The following is a 3,114-nucleotide window of genomic DNA, read 5'->3' as shown; positions in this document are numbered from 1 at the left end:
GGACGGCGACTTGCCCGCTTCTTCCCATTCGGTCACACTCCGGGACATATGGAGACGCCGCCCGAGCGGCGCAACCTGGAGTTTCCGTTGACCCTAGACCTACGCCTTGGCTGAAACTGAAGCACCAGAACCTGAAGAGCGTTCAGCCGTCGCCGGCCAGGGTCCCCCGACCAGCGACGGCCGCGTGCTGTATTACGGCACCGGCCCGGTCTTCGACGAGATGGTCACCGGAGGTGGCCGTCTGCGGCCGCACTGGCAGAAGTTCATGGGCGCCCTGGGCGCCCTGGACCCGTCGCTGATGCATGAACGGTGGGAGGCGGCGCGCCGCCTCCTTCACCAGAACGGCGTCACCTACAACATCTATGGCGATCCGCAGGGAATGGAGCGGCCGTGGCCGCTCGACATGATCCCCCTGCTGATTCCCGCGGTCGAGTGGGAGAAGATAGAATGCGGGCTGGTCCAGCGGGCCAGCCTGCTGAACGCCGTTCTGGCCGATCTTTACGGCAAGCAGGACCTGGTCCGGTCCGGCCGTCTGCCACCCGCGCTGCTGTTTTCCGACAGGGGGTTCCAGCGCGCCGTGCACGGCGCGGTGCCGACCGGCGGGGTCTACCTGCATCTCTACGCCGCCGACCTCGCCCGGTCGCCCGACGGACGCTGGTGGGTGCTGGGCGACCGAACGCAGACGCCGAGCGGCGCCGGGTATGCGCTGGAGAACCGGTCCGTCGTCAGCCGGATCCTGGCCGACGCCTTCAAGGACGGCAACGTCCAGGCGCTCGCTCCCTTCTTCACTTCGCTCCGCGAGATGCTCGTCAGTCTGGCCCCCGCGAAGACGCCGGATCCCCGGATCGTGCTGCTGACGCCCGGCCCCTACAACGAGACCTATTTCGAGCACGCCTATCTCGCCCGGCATCTTGGCATCACCCTGGTCGAGGGCGGCGACCTGACGGTGCGCGACCGCCACGTCTTCCTGAAGACGCTGAGCGGGCTCGATCCGGTCCACGTCATCCTGCGACGCCTGGACGACGATTACTGCGATCCGCTGGAGCTTCGGGCCGACAGCTCGCTCGGCGTCGCCGGCCTGGTCCAGGCGGTACGTGCGGGTACCGTCACGGTCGCCAATGCACTTGGGAGCGGGCTTGTCGAGTCGCTCTCGTTCAAGCCGTTCCTGCCGATGCTGTGCCGTCACCTGCTGGGCGAGGAGTTGAAGATACCCGGCGTCGCCATGTGGTGGTGCGGCCAGAAGGAAGAGCGGACCTATGTGACCGAGCACCTGGACCGGCTCGTCATCAAGCCCGCGTTCGCCCATCTGGGAGCGGAACCGGTTTTCGGCGCATCGCTGACCAGGGCCGAGCGCGCGGCCTTGACGGCGAAGATCAACGAGCGGCCGGGAGACTTCATCGGGCAGGAGCAACTCGGCCTGTCCACGGTGCCGACCTGGATCGACGACTCGCTCCAGCCGCGCCCGCTGGTGATGCGGGTATATCTCGCGGCGAAGCCGGGCGGCGGCTATACGGTTATGCCCGGCGGGTTGACCCGCATGTCCGCCACTGCGGGCCGGCTGATCGTGTCGATGCAGCACGGCGGCGGCAGCAAGGACACCTGGGTCCTTGGCCACAGCCCATCGGAATACAGGGTGGCGACTTCCCGCATCCAGGGAGTGCCGTCGGAAGTCCGTAGCATGGAGCCCAGGACGATCGCGGCGCGCGAGGCCGAGATCAGGCCTCACAGCGGCGACCTGCCGTCGCGCGTCGCGGACCAGCTGTTCTGGCTGGGACGCTATGCGGAACGGTCGGAAAGCGTTCTGAGGATCCTGCGCGGCGTCTACAGCCGCCTGTCCGACGGCGCCAGGCCGGGAGCCAACGACCAGCTGGTGCCGCTGATGCGCCTGATGGACTGGTCCGGCATGGTGCCGCGCGATCTGGTCGACCTTGCGGAAAGCGGAACGGGCCGCGGTTTGCGTCAGGCGCTTCAGGGTGCGGTGTTCGACGGCAGCCATCCCAACAGCCTGCGCGCCAACGTGCAGCGCCTGCACCGGACCGGCGCCGGCGTGCGCGACCGGCTGTCGCTCGACATGTGGCGGGTGATCACGCAGCTCGACCGCCAGTGCGAGCCGGCATCGGCCCGCTCCCGCGTCGATACCGCGATGCTGCTGCGGCTGGACGACCTGATAACGACGCTGGCAGCCCTGGCGGGACTTGAGCAGGAAAGCATGATGCGCGGTCCCGGATGGCGTTTCCTGGACATCGGCAGGCGGCTGGAGCGCGGGATCAACTGCGTGACGCTGATGCGCGGAACGCGCATCGCCGACGGCGCGGGCGACGACCCGGCGGTTCACGAAGTCCTGCTGGAACTGGGCGAGAGCTTCATGACATACCGCGAGCGGTTCTATACCACCGCCCAGCGGACGCCCGTGCTGTACCTGCTGCTATGCGACGAGACCAATCCCCGCGCGCTTGCCTATCAGCTCTCGCACTTGTCCCGGCATCTCGCCGCCCTGCCCCGTCCCCCGATGATCGACTCCAAGTCCCAGCACAGTCCCACGGCGGCGGCTATCCGCCTTGTGGACGAAGCTCGGGAAGTGCTGCGCGAGCCCGACATCATCCGCGACCGGTTCGCCCTCCGGAGCGCGCTCAACAGGCTCGCCGACCGGCTGCCTGAAATCTCGAACCTGCTGGCCCATGCCTATTTCAGCCATGCCTTCTCCCGCTCCGCCTGAACCCGCCGCACCGGAACCGGTTGCCGTGACGCCAGCCGCTCCGGTACCGGACGAACCGGAACGCGTGCCGGAGCGATTGCCGGAACCGGCCGGGCCGTTGCGCTATCGTACCCGCCACACGACGCGCTACGAGTACGGAGAAGGTGTGTCCGTCTCCCAGCACATCGTCCATCTGCTCCCGCGCGACAACCCCCGTCAGGTCTGCACCAGTGCCGTGCTGTCGGTCTCGCCGGAGCCGTCGGTCCGCAACGAGTGGCAGGATTATTTCGGCAATCCGGAAGCTTACTTCGCGGTTCAGGAACCTCACCGGACCCTGGTCATCGAGTCACGCATCGAGCTTGAAGTGAAGCCGCCGGCTCCTCTCGACCCGACGGAAACGCCTTCATGGGAGACCGTGT

The 3,114-nt window shown here is 67.6% G+C and carries 3 protein-coding genes; all 3 read left to right on the top strand.

Annotation, left to right across the window (positions count from 1 at the left end; translation table 11 throughout):
- Positions 1-114, top strand: a 114-nt coding sequence (locus AC5JJ6_RS06205) for a transglutaminase family protein (RefSeq protein WP_496041205.1), incomplete at its 5' end; no start/stop codon positions are given.
- Positions 107-2,716 (top strand): circularly permuted type 2 ATP-grasp protein, encoded by a 2,610-nt coding sequence (locus AC5JJ6_RS06200; protein WP_496041204.1) that lies wholly within the window; start codon positions 107-109, stop codon positions 2,714-2,716. The genes AC5JJ6_RS06205 and AC5JJ6_RS06200, both read left to right, overlap by 8 nt.
- A gap of 25 nt (positions 2,717-2,741) precedes the next feature.
- On the top strand, positions 2,742-3,114 hold a 373-nt coding region (locus AC5JJ6_RS06195), incomplete at its 3' end, for a transglutaminase N-terminal domain-containing protein (RefSeq protein ID WP_496041203.1).

This window comes from Skermanella sp., from assembly GCF_059503625.1.
This window is presented reverse-complemented; position numbering and strand designations above follow the sequence as displayed.